Below are 1,581 nucleotides of genomic sequence, written 5' to 3'. Positions count from 1 at the left end.
TGCTCGCTGAAGACGTCTACGCCACGCATGGTAGTGGGGGATGTTCCGACTCAAGTAGTCTACGAGCTGAGAGGTATTTCAGCAGCCTGTTAAGCGTGTGACGCCGAACAGCGCGCCCAGTTGATCAAGGTTGGTACCGGTGGCAAAGGCCAGCATGGTCTGCTGTGCCTTGTCGTTGGCACGCTGCCGTATATGCCATTCGCGGGCTGCGAACAGCTGCCGGATCTTGTAGACCGGATCGGCTTCCGTGAGCGCAGCGAATTTCGGCAGCATCTTGCGGAACTGAGCCAAAGCTTCGGCAAAGATCGCCTCGAAGCTCAGCGTCTCGATTAGGGATGGCCTGATCAACGCGTCGGGAAAATGAAGTAAGCCACATCGGCCGCGCTCAAGGCACTCAGATCCTCGATTTTTTGCCGTTTTGGGCGCATTTGCGGGGTATTACCCAGATTACAGGCGCACCTACCCCGCGGCGGGCATTAACTCTTTGCGCTTCAGCCACAGGTTCGACAGCGCAAACAGCGTCAGCACCTGCGAGGTGTTCTTGGCCAGGCCGCGATAGCGCACCTTGGTGTAGCAAAACTGGCGCTTGATCACACGAAACGGGTGTTCCACCTTCGCGCGCAGGCTGGCCTTGGCGTGCTCCCACCGCTTGGCCAACTTCAGTTCGCGCTTGTTCTTGATTTGCTTCAGCTTCGAGGGCTTTTCCGCGATCAGGTAGCGCAGCTTGCGCTTGCGTTTCATCTCACCGCGCTTCTCAAGCCCGGTGTAGCCACTGTCCCCGCACACCGTCTCTTCCTTGCCGTGCAGCAGCTTGTGCGCTTGCGTGATATCGGCCACGTTTGCCGCCGTGCATTCGACGTGGTGCACCAACCCGGAGTCATCGTCCACCCCGATGTGCGCCTTCATCCCGAAGTAGTACTGGTTGCCCTTCTTGGTCTGGTGCATCTCCGGATCGCGCTCGCCATCCTTGTTCTTGGTCGAACTGGGCGCAGCGATGATCGTGGCGTCCACGATCGTCCCGCCTCGCAGACTCTGCCCTTTACGCGACAGGTGCGCGTTGACCCGGTTGAACAGCTTGCGCGCCAAATCATGCCGCTCCAGCAAATGCCGGAAGTTGAGAATCGTCGTTTCATCCGGCACCTCGTCCAGCCCGCCGATCTTCGCGAAACGGCGCATCGACACCGTGTCGTATAAGGCTTCTTCCGCCGAAGGATCGCTCAATGCATACCACTGCTGCAAAAAATGGATGCGCAGCATTGTCTCCAGCCGATACGGCTGTCGCCCCTGCTGCCCCGACTTTGGATAGTGCGGCTCGATCAGCCCCAGCAGGTCCTTCCACGGCACGACCTGATCCATCTCGGCCAAGAACACCTCACGCCGCGTCCGCTTGCGCTTGCCGTTGTACTCAGCGTCGCCGAAGGAAAGTTGCATCGTCATCGTCCCGTTGCCTCTGTGCGATTGTCGCAGGATCATGGGGATCAGACCTTCCTTAGCAGGCTGCTGAAATACCAGCCGCGACGCGAGGCGCAACCAGCGGAATTTTCCAGTACATGTCAGAAGTGGCGAACAATTGACCATGCA

Annotated in this window: 1 protein-coding gene and 1 pseudogene; both read right to left on the bottom strand. The window is 58.8% G+C overall.

All coding sequences use genetic code 11. From position 1 onward, the window contains the following. Window positions 1–90: 90 nt before the first annotated feature. Window positions 91–348 (bottom strand): annotated as a pseudogene (locus XarbCFBP7408_RS21900) (baseplate assembly protein); the annotation flags it as partial. 111 nt (window positions 349–459) lie between these two features. Beyond that, window positions 460–1,431: an IS5 family transposase gene (locus XarbCFBP7408_RS21895; protein WP_104564690.1), complete on the bottom strand. Its 972-nt coding sequence runs from the start codon at window positions 1,429–1,431 to the stop codon at window positions 460–462. Window positions 1,432–1,581: the final 150 nt, after the last annotated feature.

This window comes from Xanthomonas arboricola pv. guizotiae (assembly GCF_002940205.1).
Taxonomy (GTDB): Bacteria; Pseudomonadota; Gammaproteobacteria; order Xanthomonadales; family Xanthomonadaceae; genus Xanthomonas; species Xanthomonas arboricola_C.
The sequence above is the reverse complement of the archived record's forward strand: the minus strand, read 5'-3'. Positions and strand labels throughout refer to the sequence as shown.